This window comes from Priestia sp. 53B2 (assembly GCF_056099005.1).
On sequence record NZ_JBLZXA010000027.1, the window covers coordinates 144,602 to 159,002 of the forward strand.

General features: G+C 39.1%; 14 protein-coding genes and 1 riboswitch. Of the genes, 12 read left to right on the plus strand and 2 right to left on the minus strand.

The window, feature by feature from the left end; all coding sequences use genetic code 11:
* Positions 1-149: 149 nt before the first annotated feature.
* Complete coding sequence (gene metA, locus ACN6NE_RS21200; RefSeq protein WP_129708439.1) at positions 150-1,061, minus strand: homoserine O-acetyltransferase MetA; 912 nt, start codon at positions 1,059-1,061, stop codon at positions 150-152.
* 352 nt (positions 1,062-1,413) lie between these two features.
* Here metA and ACN6NE_RS21205 point away from each other — a divergent pair, with 352 nt between their 5' ends.
* From ACN6NE_RS21205 to ACN6NE_RS21230, 6 genes are all read left to right on the plus strand, one after another.
* Positions 1,414-3,102 (plus strand): formate--tetrahydrofolate ligase, encoded by a 1,689-nt coding sequence (locus tag ACN6NE_RS21205; protein ID WP_474327092.1) that lies wholly within the window; start codon positions 1,414-1,416, stop codon positions 3,100-3,102.
* 278 nt (positions 3,103-3,380) lie between these two features.
* Complete coding sequence (locus tag ACN6NE_RS21210; RefSeq protein ID WP_474327094.1) at positions 3,381-3,899, plus strand: hypothetical protein; 519 nt, start codon at positions 3,381-3,383, stop codon at positions 3,897-3,899.
* A 61-nt stretch (positions 3,900-3,960) separates the two neighbouring features.
* On the plus strand, positions 3,961-4,437 hold the full coding sequence (locus ACN6NE_RS21215) for a glutathione peroxidase (RefSeq protein WP_025752029.1): 477 nt from the start codon (positions 3,961-3,963) through the stop codon (positions 4,435-4,437).
* Positions 4,438-4,561: 124 nt separating this feature from the next.
* A complete protein-coding gene (locus ACN6NE_RS21220) occupies positions 4,562-5,215 on the plus strand; it encodes an HD domain-containing protein (RefSeq protein WP_129708445.1) in 654 nt (217 codons plus the stop codon).
* Positions 5,196-7,094 (plus strand): ABC-F family ATP-binding cassette domain-containing protein, encoded by a 1,899-nt coding sequence (locus tag ACN6NE_RS21225; protein WP_474327096.1) that lies wholly within the window; start codon positions 5,196-5,198, stop codon positions 7,092-7,094. The genes ACN6NE_RS21220 and ACN6NE_RS21225 overlap by 20 nt, the downstream gene beginning before the upstream one ends.
* 63 nt (positions 7,095-7,157) lie before the next feature.
* Positions 7,158-8,282 (plus strand): conserved virulence factor C family protein, encoded by a 1,125-nt coding sequence (locus tag ACN6NE_RS21230; RefSeq protein WP_013056691.1) that lies wholly within the window; start codon positions 7,158-7,160, stop codon positions 8,280-8,282.
* A gap of 32 nt (positions 8,283-8,314) precedes the next feature.
* On the opposite strand, the gene ACN6NE_RS21235 is transcribed toward ACN6NE_RS21230, so the two are convergent.
* Positions 8,315-9,181 carry a polysaccharide deacetylase family protein gene (locus ACN6NE_RS21235; protein ID WP_205654935.1) on the minus strand — a complete coding sequence of 289 codons (867 nt, stop codon included), beginning with the start codon at positions 9,179-9,181 and terminating at the stop codon, positions 8,315-8,317.
* 241 nt (positions 9,182-9,422) lie between these two features.
* Between ACN6NE_RS21235 and ACN6NE_RS21240 the strand changes: the two genes are divergently transcribed.
* The 6 genes from ACN6NE_RS21240 (at position 9,423) to ACN6NE_RS21265 (ending at position 14,401) form a co-directional block, all read left to right on the plus strand.
* Complete coding sequence (locus ACN6NE_RS21240) at positions 9,423-9,860, plus strand: BrxA/BrxB family bacilliredoxin (protein ID WP_013056693.1); 438 nt, start codon at positions 9,423-9,425, stop codon at positions 9,858-9,860.
* A gap of 134 nt (positions 9,861-9,994) precedes the next feature.
* Positions 9,995-10,774 (plus strand): class I SAM-dependent methyltransferase, encoded by a 780-nt coding sequence (locus tag ACN6NE_RS21245; protein ID WP_474327736.1) that lies wholly within the window; start codon positions 9,995-9,997, stop codon positions 10,772-10,774.
* Between the two features lie 382 nt (positions 10,775-11,156).
* Positions 11,157-11,759 carry a YpjP family protein gene (locus tag ACN6NE_RS21250; protein WP_025752035.1) on the plus strand — a complete coding sequence of 201 codons (603 nt, stop codon included), beginning with the start codon at positions 11,157-11,159 and terminating at the stop codon, positions 11,757-11,759.
* A 188-nt stretch (positions 11,760-11,947) separates the two neighbouring features.
* Positions 11,948-12,262 (plus strand): thioredoxin family protein, encoded by a 315-nt coding sequence (locus tag ACN6NE_RS21255; RefSeq protein ID WP_013056696.1) that lies wholly within the window; start codon positions 11,948-11,950, stop codon positions 12,260-12,262.
* A 90-nt stretch (positions 12,263-12,352) separates the two neighbouring features.
* Positions 12,353-12,485, plus strand: a riboswitch (cobalamin riboswitch).
* Between the two features lie 259 nt (positions 12,486-12,744).
* Complete coding sequence (locus ACN6NE_RS21260) at positions 12,745-13,704, plus strand: ABC transporter substrate-binding protein (RefSeq protein WP_129708456.1); 960 nt, start codon at positions 12,745-12,747, stop codon at positions 13,702-13,704.
* 88 nt (positions 13,705-13,792) lie between these two features.
* Positions 13,793-14,401: an adenosylcobinamide amidohydrolase gene (locus ACN6NE_RS21265; RefSeq protein ID WP_129708459.1), complete on the plus strand. Its 609-nt coding sequence runs from the start codon at positions 13,793-13,795 to the stop codon at positions 14,399-14,401.

Genomic DNA, 14,401 nt, shown 5'->3' on the forward strand with positions numbered 1-14,401 from the left:
GTTTTATTTATTTGATAAAACTATGTTCTAAATAAGAATTAAAAAAGAAAGGGAGACTTTAGAAAAAAGAAATACAATAAATGTAAAAACGACAAATCCATATAAGGACTTGTCGTTTTTTATGTTTGAAATACGGCCACTCGGTTCTTTCATTCCCACAGATATGGAGTCTCTTGGTAAACATAATAGTTCAACCAATTCATAAACAGCAGGTTGGCATGAGAACGCCATGTTTTTAAAGGGTTTTTGTCAGGATCATTGTTTGGGAAATAGTGTTCCGGAAGCTTTGGTTCTAGCCCTTTTTCTGTATCTCGAAGAAATTCTTCCTGCAGCGTTTGAACGTCGTACTCTGGGTGACCTGTAACGAAAACAAACTTTTCGTCTTTAGACATAGCCATATAAACACCAGCTTCTTCAGAGTAGGAAAGAAGCTCAAGGTCAGGATGGTTTTTTACTTCATTCATGTCGACGTCGGTGTGACGAGAATGAGGAGAATAAAAGACATCATCAAATCCTCGCAGCAGCTTAATCGGTTCTTCACTCGATACAACATGTGTAAATACACCCGTGCATTTATCAGAAAGAGGTCGCTTGTCAATGCCAAAGTGATGATAAAGTCCGGCTTGAGCTCCCCAACAGATATGAAGGGTAGAAGTCACATTTGTTTTACACCAATCCATAATTTCTTGAAGTTCTTTCCAGTAGTTTACTTCTTCAAATGGTATATGTTCTACAGGTGCTCCTGTAATAATCATTCCGTCATATTTTCGTTCTTTAATTTGTTCAAACGTTTTATAAAACTGATCTAGGTGATTTTTACTCGTTGTTTTTGCTTTATGGCTTGCCGTGTAAAGAAGTGTAATATGCACTTGCAGCGGTGAGTTCCCGAGTAAACGTAATAATTGCGTTTCAGCTTTTTCTTTTTCCGGCATTAAGTTTAGGATAACAATATTAAGCGGGCGAATTTCTTGGTTAACCGCGCGCAAGTCGTCCATGATGAAAATTCTCTCTTTTTCTAAAATTTCTTTTGCCGGAAGATCACGTGGAATATTAATAGGCAATAAAATTCCTCCTATTCGATTTCGAAGTAATGACGCGTATAAATGTTCTTTCTCACGTGAAGATGAGGTTCAACATTTATGTACAATATACTATTATATGAATATACAGAATATTAAGCAATTGAATTTTGAAAAAAAAGAGCATTAATATGCGTAATGGCTAAAATGAAATGGTACAATAAGGTTAAACTGGAGCGTTGCTATGCTTTTTTTAGCTTGACTGGAACTCAGTAAAATTTATAGCACAGTCGTTCCTGTATTTATTAAACTTCATATCTCCCCCAGAAAATGGATTTTATCCTTTTTTGATGAAGTGTTTAAAAAGAATTCTCAGCAGAAAAGGGGTTTTTATATGACAACTAAGAAGCAAATAAAAAGTGATTTGCAAATTGCACAAGAGGCAACGATTAAACCGATTAAAGAGATTGCCGAGCAGCTGGATATTTTAGAGGCCGAGCTAGAGCCGTACGGACATTATAAAGCCAAGCTTTCTTTGTCCGTTATGGAACGTTTACACACAAAACAAGATGGAAAAGTGATTTTAGTTACAGCTATTAATCCAACTCCAGCAGGAGAAGGGAAGTCGACAGTGACGGTTGGCTTAGCTCAGGCATTACATAGATTAGGTAAAAAAGCGATTGTCGCCATGCGTGAACCATCTCTTGGTCCGGTAATGGGAATTAAAGGAGGTGCCGCTGGCGGCGGTTATGCTCAAGTGCTTCCAATGGAGGATATTAACTTACACTTTACTGGAGACCTGCATGCCATCACAACAGCTAACAACGCGCTGGCAGCTATTTTAGATAACCATATACATCAAGGAAATGAATTGCGTATTGATACACGTAAAATCACGTGGAAACGAGTGGTAGATTTAAACGACCGCGCGTTGCGTCAGGTCGTCATTGGATTAGGTGGTCCGATGCAGGGTGTTCCTCGAGAAGATGGATTTGATATTACGGTGGCATCAGAAATTATGGCTATTTTCTGCTTAGCATCAGATTTACAAGACTTGAAGCGTCGCTTAGCGTCTATTGTGGTAGCTTATAACATGGACAATGAGCCTGTAACGGTTGCAGACTTAGGTGCACAAGGAGCGCTTACTCTTCTTTTAAAAGATGCGATTAAACCAAACCTTGTACAGACGTTGGAACATACTCCAGCCCTCATTCACGGAGGTCCTTTTGCTAATATTGCCCACGGCTGCAATAGCGTCATTGCCACAAAAATGGCTGCAAAACTAGGTGATTATGTAGTAACAGAAGCGGGATTCGGGGCAGATTTAGGCGCAGAAAAATTCCTGAATATTAAAGCTCGTATAGCAGATATTAAACCTGAAACGGTGGTGATCGTTGCGACAATTCGGGCTTTGAAAATGCATGGGGGCGTTCCTAAAGAGCGTTTAAATGAAGAAAACATTGAGGCTTTAGAAGCGGGAATTGAAAATCTGGAAAAGCATATTGAAACGATTCAGGCATTCGGCGTTCCTTACGTTGTAGCCGTGAACCGTTTTGTGGCGGACTCAAAAGGTGAAGTAGAAGCGCTTATGAATTGGTGTGCTTCAAAGAATGTTCCCGTTGCTTTAACAGAAGTATGGGAAAAAGGTGGAGAAGGCGGCGTCATGCTTGCTGAAAAAATTCTTGAAGTCATGAACGAGACAGAAAGTCAGTTTTCTCCTCTTTACGATGTGTCAGCTTCGATTCCAGAAAAAGTAGAAGCTATTGCTAAAACCGTATACGGAGCACAAGGCGTAGATTTTGCTCCAAAAGCGTTAAAGCAAATACAGCAATTTGAAGCAAACGGTTGGGATCACCTGCCGATCTGTATGGCCAAAACGCAGTATTCGTTAAGTGATGATCAGACGAAGCTTGGGCGACCAACTGATTTTAAGATTACGGTAAGGGAATTCCGTCCTTCACTCGGAGCTGGGTTTCTCGTGGCGCTAACAGGTTCAATTATGACAATGCCTGGACTTCCAAAAAAACCTGCTGCGCTCAATATGGATATTGACGAGAATGGACATGCATTAGGGATTTTTTAAGAGAACAGGCTAGGGTAAGAGTATTTTAGTTGAAGGAAAATCCGAACGATGAAGCAAGATTCTTGATGAAGAATCAAACTCGTTCGGATTTTTTCATAGTTATGGTAAAAATAAGTTTCATGGGTGTAGTGGCTTCTAGATGTAGATTGGGTGGACTTAGTTGTGTCTCAATCTCTTTCTTGCAATATAAAATAAAATAACAGGTATGTTATGAATTAATTTGGCAAGAAAGAAGAAGAGCTGACTGTTCGTATTTTATAAAAAAGGAAGTAGTTGAAATGTTTGATCCGATTGTATTTGATAATTTAAAAGTTGTTGTAGAAGGAGAGATCTATGATCTTGACTTATCTGGGCAAGTATCTGTTACGAATCGCGAAGATTTTGTAGACTTAGCTCAGTTTACTCGAACATACCGCATTTCTTTTCAACAGCATTTTTGCTGTACCGCGTCGCTAACTTTATCAACCGACTTAGACAACATTCATGCCGAATTAACGCCTTCCCGTGTAGAAAAACCAGGGTGTACAGTTTATATTCATTTTCAGCTAAAAAAACAAAAACCGTTTGAAGAAGCTGAGTTTCAAAACATACAGGAAATGTGTGAGAGGATCTGGGGAACAACAAGAGTTGTTAAGCAGCGTATTACTCATGAAGTCGAAGGAAGCGAATATGAAAACAATATTGAGGTAACCTTTAACCGATTTATTTACGAAGACCAAGTAGGAGATTTAATCGAGATGATTGATTACATGCTGCAAACGACTGATCAGCTAAAGGTTCTTTACGACAAATCATAAGAGCGTTTCAGTTGTACTTCCGAAATAAAGTGAATTACAATAGGGAAAAGGAGGCGTTTTGATGAGCGTGTATGAATACTCGGCAAAAACAATTAAAGACGAAGACGTATCGCTATCTAACTATCAAGGTGACGTGCTGTTGATTGTGAATACAGCTAGCAAATGCGGCTTCACCCCTCAATATAAAGATTTGCAGGCGCTGTACGAAGAAGAAAAAGAAAACGGCCTAACGGTTCTAGGTTTTCCTTGCAATCAGTTCGGTGGTCAAGAGCCAGGAAGTTCAAATGATATTGAACAATTTTGCGAGTTAAACTATGGCGTTTCGTTTCCGATGTTTGCAAAAGTAGATGTAAAAGGGGAGCATGCACACCCGTTATTTACATACTTAACAGAACAAGCACCGGGTCTACTAGGTTCCAAAGGGATAAAGTGGAATTTCACAAAGTTTTTAGTGAATCGTCAAGGTGAAGTCGTGAAGCGATACGCACCTCAAACTGCACCAAAAGACATTCAAAAAGATATAAAAGAATTGCTGTAAAAGCAGGTGGATCTCCATCTGTTTTTTATTTTTCAGCAAGAGTTTTCAAACGGTGATCAGCTGTCAGTGAGACGAGCGCCTCACTTTGTGCTAAAATAATGGTGGATATAATTGAGGTGAGCAAATGAATAAAATAGTGGAAACGGAAAAGTGGGTTCAAGCAAAGCTTGCGCATGACACAACAGGTCATGACTGGCAGCATATCGATCGCGTGCGTCGAAATGCAGTGCTTTTATATAAAAAAGAAGGCGGCAATCGGGAAGTTATCGAACTAGCCGCGCTTTTACACGATGTTGTAGATGATAAGCTAGTGGAAGATGTTGAAAAGGCGTACGAAGAAGTGTGGGAGTGGCTGAAGAGTCAGCAGGTAGAAGAAGAGAACTGCAAGCATATCGTTCACATTTTACAAACGATGTCATTTAAAGGCGGAAACCGTCCGGCTATGGCTACGCTTGAAGGTCAAATTGTTCAAGATGCAGATCGTTTAGATGCGATCGGTGCAATTGGTATCGCACGTACGTTTATGTATGCAGGTGCTAAAGGCACCGCTTTGTATGATGAAAACATTGCTGTACGAAGTGAGATGACGGAAGAAGAATACAGACACGGGAAATCAACGGCTATTGCACATTTTTATGAAAAGTTATTAAAGCTCACTGCGTTAATGAATACTCAAACAGCACGGTCTCTAGCGCAAGAGCGACATACATATATGAAAGAATTTTTAGTTCAATTTAAGAAAGAGTGGAATTATCATTATGAAAATGCTGACTGTTGAAAACTTAACAAAAACGTATGGAGAAAAAGAGCTGTTTCATCAACTAACATTTACCATTACGGAAAATGAGCGAATCGGCTTAATCGGTGTAAACGGAACAGGGAAATCAACACTTCTTAAAATTATCGCAGGTTTAGAGCTCGGAGACGAAGGAGATATTGTTCATGCTAAAGACTACAGCGTGACATATTTACCGCAGCATCCGGATTTTGATGAAGACTTAACGGTTTTGGAGCAAGTTTTCAGCGGAGATACGCCTCTTCTTAACTTATTAAAAAATTATGAGCTAGCTCTGTATGCGTTAGAGCAAGACTCTGCAAACGAAAAAAATCAGCAAACATTGTATGATTTGCAGCAGAAAATGGATGCGATGAACGCATGGGAAGCCAATTCTAATGCACAGTCGATTTTAACGAAGCTTGGAATTTTAAATATGAGTGCGAAAATTGGTGAGCTTTCAGGTGGACAGAAAAAGCGCGTGTCCATTGCGCAAAGCCTAATTCAAACACCTGATTTATTGATCTTAGATGAGCCGACTAACCACTTAGATTATGAGACCGTTAAATGGCTCGAAGAATATTTATCCAAATATCAAGGAGCTGTGCTGCTTGTTACTCATGATCGCTATTTCTTGGATGCTGTTACAAACCGAATTTTTGAATTAGACGGTGGAAATTTATATAGCTATAAAGGAAACTATGCTGCTTTTCTAGAAGGAAAAGCGATTCGAGAAGAGCAGGAAAAAGCAACTCAAGCAAAATTAAGCAACTTATACCGCAATGAATTGGCTTGGATTCGCAGAGGAGCAAAAGCGCGTACGACTAAGCAAAAAGCGCGTATTCAGCGATTTGATGAATTAGAGGGGAAACTCGATTCCTCTGAAAAAGAATCACTGGATTTAAGTTTAGCAGGCAGCCGCCTTGGGAAAAAAGTGTTTGAATTAAAAGATGTGTCTAAGACGTATGAAAATAAAATCATTCTTTCAGACTTTACGCACATCGTAAAAAAACAAGATCGAATTGGAATTGTCGGAAAAAATGGCAGCGGAAAGTCTACCCTGTTGAATATGATTGCAGGACGCATTGAGCCGGACAGCGGTGAAATTGACAGAGGACAAACGGTTAAAGTTGCTTACTATACCCAAGAAAGCGATGATATGGACTTGAATCAACGCATGCTTGATTATATTAAAGAATCGGCAGAAGTTGTGCATACGACGGATGGGAAAATGATCTCTGCCTCGCAAATGCTTGAGAGATTTCTATTTCCTTCTCATACGCACGGAACACTGATTCAAAAGTTGTCCGGAGGAGAGCGCCGTCGTTTATACTTGTTGAAATTATTAATGACATCGCCAAATGTTTTGCTTCTAGATGAGCCGACTAATGATTTGGATACTCAAACGCTAACGGTGCTTGAAGACTATCTCGAAGAATTTCCAGGTGTTGTGATTACCGTATCGCATGATCGCTATTTCTTGGATAAAGTAGCAGATTACTTACTAGTTTTTGAAGGAGAAGGAAACATTTCGATTTATTTTGGCGCTTATACAGATCAATTGGAAGAAGCGATGAAGAAGAAGCAGGCAATGATCCAGCAGGCTAAAGTGAAAGAAGAAAAGCCAAAACAGCCGGAGAAAACGAAAAAGCGTCGCTTAACGTATAAAGAACAAAAAGAATGGGAAGAAATCGAAGATAATATTGCAGCAAAAGAAGAAGAAATTGAACGCTTAACAAGTGAAATTGAACAGGTGGGCAGCGATTATACAAAAGCGCATAACCTATCGTTAGAACAAGAGAAAGCAAATGAAGAATTAAGTGCACTGCTTGATCGCTGGGCAGAGCTTTCAGAGCTGATTGAAGAAATTGAAAACGCGTAAACAAGTCGTTAGACTGAGTATAAGGCACATGCTACAATTTTAATGAGAGGAGTACGATACGATATGAACATTAAATCAATTGAGCCAACGCCAAGTCCGAATACAATGAAAATTAATTTAGACGAAGTGCTATCAGGTGGAAAAAGCAATAACTATACGGAAAAAAATGCTGAAGCAGCCCCTGAAGTTGTTCAAGACATCTTGAAAGTAGAAGGGGTAAAAGGAGTCTACCACGTAGCGGACTTCTTGGCAGTAGAGCGAAATGCCAAATATGACTGGAAGCAAATTTTGCCGCAAGTTCGTGCAGCGTTTGGTGAAGATTTGCAAAGCAACAGTGAACAGCACAAAATGAATGAGCATTTTGGTGAGGTCAATGTGTCAGTTCAAATGTTCAAAAATGTACCGATGCAAGTCAAGCTAACGGACGGAAATGAAGAGAAGCGCTTTGGTCTGCCCGAGCGATTCGCAAAAGCGGTAGCAGAACTTCAACGTTTTTCAGATAATGTGGTATTAGAACGGAAATGGAAAGAACAAGGCGTTCGTTACGGAGAGTTATCGGCTATCGGAGACGAAGTAGTGGAAGAGTTAGCAGCAGCATATCCGCAAGAAAGATTAACTCGCCTTGTGTCTAATGCACAAGAAGAAAAAGAAGGCGGAAAAGTTGTACAGCCGCGTAAAACCTATAAAGTTACAGAAGAAATGCTAGAAGACAACGATTGGTCAGTGCGCTATGCCCATTTAGAACAAATGGATCCAACAGAAGCTGATTTAGACGTTTTAAATAAAGCGCTTGATGATGAAAAAGCATCTATTCGCCGCTTAGCTACGGTCTACTTAGGAATGATTGAATCAAAAGCGGTACTGCCTTATTTATACAAAGCATTAAAAGATAAATCAGTCACTGTGCGCCGTACTGCTGGAGACTGCATGTCAGATTTAGGTTTTGAAGAAGGTATTCCGGCAATGTGTGAAGCTCTTGGTGATAAAAACAAGCTTGTGCGCTGGCGTGCAGCTATGTATTTATACGAGGTAGGGGACGAGACGGCTCTTCCTGCATTAAAAGCAGCAGAGAATGATAAAGAATTTGAGGTAGATTTACAAATCAAGCTAGCAATTGAACGTATCGAAGGCGGAGAAGAAGCAAAAGGTTCTGTTTGGAAACAAATGACGGAAAGCAGAAAAGCATAAAAAAAAAGATCATTCACTTGAATGATCTTTTTTTACGACTGTTTTGCAGCGGGAGTTGGAAACTGCATAGGCTGCATAGTGTTATCAATTTTAATAGGCTGATAGCCCGACTGCTTTAAGTAAGTCAAAATAGCAGGAAGGGATTGTGCCGTAAAGGATTTATCATGAAATAAAATGACTGGTGTTCTTCCATTGGAGTTAACCCCTTGAATATGAGGTTCAAGGCCCTGAATAATTCTAGGTGCAGAACGAAGTGCCCAGTCTTCGCTGTCTACATTCCAGTCCCATAATTTAAAGTGGCTTAGCAACTCTGTACGGTGGGGCTCTTTTAAATAAGGAACGCTGCCGTAAGGAACGCGGATTAACTTACTGTCAACACCGGTTACTTTCTTAACTGTCGCTTGACACTCTTGCATTTCTTTTAACGCGGCGCCGTCTTCACTATACATGACATGGATATCATGAGAGACGCCGTGACAGCCGATGGCATGTCCTTCCTGTGCTACTTTTTTAGCAATTTCAGGGTGAGCGTCAATTTGATACTTTAACATAAAGAAAGTTGCTTTTACGTTATATTGACGCAAAGCATCTAAAATATGAAGGGTATCAGGTGTTGGGCCATCGTCAAACGTAAGGTAAACAGGCTGTGTAAGAGCTTGGTTTTGATCATTTAACGTATTTGCTACATACATATTATGGCGAAGTGTATTAAGAAGCTTCTCAGGTTGTGCTGAAGATGGAGCTTCTTTCAGCGGCAATGCAGTAGATGCTAAGACTTGCTGAGATGCAGCAGGTTCACTTCCTTTGGCTTCTGTAATAAAAAACAAAGAAGCGACGATCACTAACACTAAAGACAAAAATGCATAAAATCGTTTGTTTGGCTTAAATCGCTGGTTCAATTTGAAAATCCTTTCTACTAAACTACTATTTACTACTATAGTACAAAAAATGGAATATTAATAGTAAAAATCGACATTTTTATGGAAAAAAATTAGATGATATGACCCGGTTTTAATCTTTTTTTGTCAAATGGAAAAGGAGCACGGGACAACGATAAGGATTTGAAGAGTGAGTAGCTAGATTTTTCCTGGCTTTTATAGTATGCTTTTAGCGTGAAGGATTGTTAGGAGGAATGTTAATATGTCAATGGCATATGAAGAATATATGCGTCAGTTAGTTAAACCAATGCGTCAAGAATTAACTCAAGCTGGTTATGAAGAATTAACAACAGAGGAAGCCGTAGTTGATTTTATGGAAAACGTAGAAGGAACAACTTTTGTTGTCGTTAATTCAGTTTGTGGATGCGCTGCTGGTTTAGCACGTCCTGCAGCAACACAAGCGTACTTACAGTCTGAGCAAAAACCAGATCAAGTGGTAACTGTTTTTGCCGGTCAAGATAAGGAAGCAACAGCTAAAATGCGTGAATATTTTGGGGACATTGAGCCTTCATCACCGTCTATGGCGCTTTTAAAAGGAAAAGAAGTCGTTCATTTTATTCCTCGACATGAAATTGAAGGTCAGCCTTTAGAAGTTATTTTTGAAAACATTTTAAATGGCTTTAAGCAGCACTGTTCATAAAATGTCCTGCTTTTGTCACATCTAGTATATAGATTTTTAGAAAAAAATCGCATATACTTTATAAGAAAAAGGATGTCTATCGGCATCCTTTTTCTTTATGTAAATAGCCAAACAGTGTAGGGGGAGTTATGAAAGTGATTGTTACGACTGCTGGTCGAACAAATGAACAGATGATTGTAAAAGCCAAACAAGTAGCCGCTGATTTAAGTATACCTTTTGTAGTAAGAGAGAAGAAATCCGTTGCAGATCTTCAAAATTTTGAAGCCGCAGACGTGCTGGTTGTCGGTAAGAGTAGAGTAGAATTGCATGTCCAAAATGAAGAAGAACCTATTTTTTTTCATCCAAACTCCGCTATGTTTAGAGTGAAGAGATGGCTGCGCGGAGAACGTGATCCGTTTATTGAAGCTGCTGGTTTGGAAAACGGAATGAGCGTGCTTGACTGTACACTTGGTCTTGCATCGGATAGTATGATGGCGAGCGCAGCGGTAGGGAAAAGTGGAAAAGTTGTCGGACTAGAAGGCAACCGCTATGTAGCTTATTTAGTCAAACAAGGACTTTTAAATTGGGAAAGTGACGTACAAGAGTTGAACGATGCAATGAAGCGTATAAACGTGGTTCATCAAAATTTTGAATCGTTTTTGGCGTGTTGTGAAGATAAATCTTTTGATGTTGTTTACTTTGATCCTATGTTTCAAGAGCAAATTGATGAATCGAATGGAATTAACGGTATTAAAGCAATAGCACTGTATACCACGCTAACGCCAATGGCTATACAAGAAGCAAAAAGAGTAGCCAAACAAAAGATCGTGCTAAAAGATCATTGGAAAAGCAGTCGTTTTGAAGAACATGGATTTACCGTGCAAAAACGAAAAACATCAAAATTTCATTACGGGACAATCGATATACAAAAATAAACAAAAAAGTAAAATGAATAACGATCATTGAAAAGACTTCCAAAACCTTTTAGGAATTAAAAAGTTTTGGAAGTTTTTTTTTATGAATTTCATCTAAAGTTCATAAAAGTATGATATATTTTTGAACATAAAAATACTTTTTGTGTTTAAGCATCCAGCAAAAAAGGAATATCTTGTATAGGTTTCCGCTCGGTGTGACAACCTCAAACAGAAGAAGGAAGGTGCTAATTAAAAAGTCGTCGAATGCCCGTAGACAGCATAAATGAATAAGCAAATATAGGTAAAAAATTAATAAGTATGTTACAATACCTAGTGAGTTATGATAATGAATTTTACGATATGAAAAGACCATATGGGAAAAGATGAGAAAGGAAAGATACGAATGCCTAGATGGATAAAAAGAATGCTAGTTGTATTTATTACAGTATTTACATTTGGGCTTGTCACTCCACCAGAATATTTATACGTTGATGATGCAAAAGCGGACAAGCAACATAAAGCAGGGTATGTAAGAGAAACAACTCCTGTCACGGCTGTTATAGAAGATATTCATTTGCCATATGAAGAACCAAAATATGAAGACGTTTCATCATTTGTTACGTATGCAATGGAATCAGCTGAAAAACAGTCAGTGGAAAAATTCGGAACAAAAATTGGGCCTGTCATTGAAGATGAATTTCGTCAAGCAGTGTTACCTAAAATTGAAGAAGTGCTGACCGACATTGGCACTGAACGTGAACAGTCAATTCAGAATCTCGAGATAAGCGAGCATCCTGCTGCTGGCTACGGTGAAAAGATTTTCCATGTATATGACCGGGAGACCGGTCAGGACTTAATACGGTTTCATGTACGGCGTGAAAACCCTCCAAAAGATGGATACTGGTTTAATTTTCACTATCATGCGGCTGCAGATAATTTTCAAAAGCATTATGATTTAGGGAAAATTTATTGGAACCGAAACATGCCGCCTAAATGGTTTAGCTGATAATAGACACAACATTCTACGATTTCGAAATGTTAGCTTTTTTAAGCTAGCATTTTTTTACGTCTAAAACCGTTATGGTCTAAATAAGCTGAAACATTAGCACAACGATAAAAAAATCGTTTATAATGAAGTCAGACTTCTTACCATAGAATAGTGAGAAGGAACGAATAGATGCTGGAGGTAACACAATGAAACAATTTACGGAAGAAAAACAATTTCGCGAACAAATTAAGAACGAAACACTAAGCGTTGGGATTTTTACGACAACGTGGTGTCCTGATTGCAAACGTTTGGATATGTTCATTGATGAAATCGTTGACGAAAATACAGATAAAGCATGGTTTAAAATTGACAAGGATGAGTTTGAAGAACTTTCTGCTGAAAACAATGTAATGGGTATTCCTTCTCTTCTTGTATATAAAAACGGTGAAAAAATTGCGCACTTGCACAGTGCAAATGCTAAAACGCCTGAAGCGGTCCGTGAATTTTTAGCAACTCTTTAATTCCTTAAGCTGCGAGAGCATTCTCGCAGCTTTTTTTGTGAGAATGGCTATTTCCATTTTTCTATGAGTGGGGTATACTAGGACAAGTGAATAAACGTAAAGCAATAAGGTCTCAATTTAAAGATTGAGTGAAAAGGGAAGTCTGGTGAAAAACCAGCGCGGTCCCGCCACTGTAAGCGCTTTGTGCGTAAGTCAGGAAACCTGCCTTATTGTTAGCTGTGAAACCTTCGAGGAAGGGTGAAGCAGGGTAATGAACATACATATCAAGTATAGTGAACGGATTCTTTTCCTGCTTATCTTGACGTTACCTGCTTTGCTTTCAATTGAAAGTAAAGCTTTTTTATTTTGAAGCTGCCGGCGAGCAGTATACATAGTCAAAGCGGAAAAAACGGGATAGCGCTGCTTTTTGCATGATCATTTGCTTTTTCTTTAACGTGGAGGTTTCGTATTCACAATGAACAATATATAGGGGGAGTATTTAGATGAAAAAATGGCTATCGTATTCCATTATTACACTGTTAGTCATCGTACTTGCTGCATGCGGTGCAGGCAGCCAAAGCAACAGTGATAAAAAAACGAAGCAAGATACGGCACAAACGTCACAAGCTGCATTTCCAGTGAAGGTAAAAGACGCGCGTGATAAAGAAATTACGTTGAAAAAACAGCCTAAGAAAATTGTTTCATTAATGCCAAGTAATACGGAGATTGTATATGCCCTTGGTCTTGAAAAAGAATTAGTTGGTGTCACAAGCAACGATGATTATCCTAAAAGCGTAAAGAAAAAAGCGCAGGTAGGAGATATGAACGTTAATGCAGAAAAAGTTATTGCTTTAAATCCTGATTTAGTGCTGGCACACGCTTCAAGTATGGGCGTTTCGGATGAAGTATTTAAACAAATTGAAAGTGCGGGTATTCCGGTATTTGTTGTAAAAGATTCAACAACGTTTGATACGGTTTATGATTCTATTGCGCAAATCGGTAAATTAACGGGTAAAACAAAAGAAGCTAATCAAACAATTAAAGACATGAAAGAAAAAGTAGCTTCAATTGAGAAAAAAGCAAAAACGATTTCAAAAGAAGATCGTAAAAAAGTATGGATAGAAGTATCAGGAGCTCCTGAGATTTATACAACAGGAAAAGGTACGTTCATGAACGAAATGCTTACTATGATCGGTGCTGATAACGTAGCGGCTAGTGAAAAGGGTTGGGTTAAGTTTTCTGAAGAGCAAGTTGTTAAGTTAAACCCTGACGTTATTATCGCAACGTATGATGCAGACAAAAATGAGATTATGAAGCGTCCCGCTTGGAGCAGCATGACTGCTGTAAAAGAGGGTAACATCGAGAAGGTTGATCAAAACAAAATCAACCGCTTAGGACCTCGTATTGTAGATGGCTTAGAGGACTTAGCAAAAGCAGTATACCCTGAGGTGTACAATAAATAAGAAGAGGGACCATATTCCAGTTCGAATTGAAAAGGGGATTGGTCCCTTTTCACATCTTAAAATTGAAGAACGGCCTGAGCTTTTAATCATGAAAACCGAGACTTCTTATAAAACATACAGCTCAGGGGTTTTAGGAACAGGCATTACGGAAACGGACACCTTTTACAATCGATTTGTTCACAAAGACTATTATTCAGATACTCCTTCTTTGGAGTATGAGCAATATTTGATGAAAGAAAATGTGCGCCATGAGCAAATCGTAGGGTTGATGACAGCCGTTTGGTTAAAAGAAAGAGCGGTTTACTGTTATGAAGACTACGGAGTAAGAGTAGCTTCCGTGATAACGGCTGGAGTAGGAAACGCAGTAGATATTACAGCTGACGAAGCTGTCCCGTTCTATTCCTCTCCCGGTACAATTAATATGTTTTTTTTCGTGGAAGGTACGCTTACGGATGCTGCGTTTTTACAGCTTTTTATTGCGGCCACAGAAGCCAAAGCAAAAACGCTGTCACAGCTGGGTGTCATAGATCCAGCTACAAAGACGATTGCTACAGGAACATCTACGGACAGCATCTCAGTTGCAGCGTCTCAGCAAGGACCATTATATGAATATGCAGGCTCTATGACTGCTTTAGGTCAAGCGGTAGCCAAGCTTGTGAAAATAAGCTTAGAGCAGGGACTTAAGGGAAAGAGGTGA

Bases quoted from the DNA above. Each gene is read 5' to 3' on its own strand.
- ACN6NE_RS21205 (WP_474327092.1), top strand. From the start codon at position 1,414: ATGACAACTAAGAAGCAAATAAAAAGTGATTTGCAAATTGCACAAGAG.
- ACN6NE_RS21210 (WP_474327094.1), top strand. From the start codon at position 3,381: ATGTTTGATCCGATTGTATTTGATAATTTAAAAGTTGTTGTAGAAGGA.
- ACN6NE_RS21215 (WP_025752029.1), top strand. From the start codon at position 3,961: ATGAGCGTGTATGAATACTCGGCAAAAACAATTAAAGACGAAGACGTA.
- ACN6NE_RS21220 (WP_129708445.1), top strand. From the start codon at position 4,562: ATGAATAAAATAGTGGAAACGGAAAAGTGGGTTCAAGCAAAGCTTGCG.
- ACN6NE_RS21225 (WP_474327096.1), top strand. From the start codon at position 5,196: ATGAAAATGCTGACTGTTGAAAACTTAACAAAAACGTATGGAGAAAAA.
- ACN6NE_RS21230 (WP_013056691.1), top strand. From the start codon at position 7,158: ATGAACATTAAATCAATTGAGCCAACGCCAAGTCCGAATACAATGAAA.
- ACN6NE_RS21240 (WP_013056693.1), top strand. From the start codon at position 9,423: ATGTCAATGGCATATGAAGAATATATGCGTCAGTTAGTTAAACCAATG.
- ACN6NE_RS21250 (WP_025752035.1), top strand. From the start codon at position 11,157: ATGCCTAGATGGATAAAAAGAATGCTAGTTGTATTTATTACAGTATTT.
- ACN6NE_RS21255 (WP_013056696.1), top strand. From the start codon at position 11,948: ATGAAACAATTTACGGAAGAAAAACAATTTCGCGAACAAATTAAGAAC.
- ACN6NE_RS21260 (WP_129708456.1), top strand. From the start codon at position 12,745: ATGAAAAAATGGCTATCGTATTCCATTATTACACTGTTAGTCATCGTA.
- ACN6NE_RS21265 (WP_129708459.1), top strand. From the start codon at position 13,793: ATGAAAACCGAGACTTCTTATAAAACATACAGCTCAGGGGTTTTAGGA.